Source organism: Brevibacterium renqingii, assembly GCF_017808105.1.
In the GTDB taxonomy this organism is placed as follows: Bacteria; Actinomycetota; Actinomycetes; order Actinomycetales; family Brevibacteriaceae; genus Brevibacterium; species Brevibacterium renqingii.
The window spans coordinates 1-495 of record NZ_JADBHF010000037.1; the positions used below are offsets into that span (position 1 = coordinate 1).

Annotated in this window: 1 protein-coding gene; it reads left to right on the forward strand. The window is 61.4% G+C overall.

The annotated features are described in order from the left end of the window. Positions 1-124: 124 nt before the first annotated feature. A partial coding sequence (locus IHE57_RS16190) for a helix-turn-helix domain-containing protein (RefSeq protein WP_209374699.1) occupies positions 125-495 on the forward strand: 371 nt, incomplete at its 3' end.

Consider the following 495-nt stretch of genomic DNA (forward strand, 5'->3'; position numbering starts at 1 on the left):
GGTGTCTGGTTTCAGGACATCGTTCACTCCTGTCTCACGTCAACGCTGACCAGATGTCTCACGACATCATGCACACACTGTGTCGCGACATCCTTCACCACATGTCTCACGACATCGTTCACTCATGAAGGAGACAAACAGAAACCGCGTCATCGTCCTCGCCATCACCGAGGGCGGACTCACCACCTCAGAAGCCGCCACCCGATACGCCGTCTCGAAACGCTGGATCTACACCCTCCTAGCCCGCTACCGCACCCGCGGACTCGACGCCGTCGACCCACAACCACGTCGCCCCCGCACCAACCCCAACGCCACCGACGACACGACCATCGCCACAATCCTGACACTGCGCGCGAAACTCCTCGCCGACGGCCTCGACAACGGACCCGAATCGATCTGGGACCGCCTCCCAGAAGCCACTCGCCCCAGCACCTCAACGATCTGGCGCATCCTGCGCCGACACAACCAAGTCACCGACCAACCTCAGAAACGCCC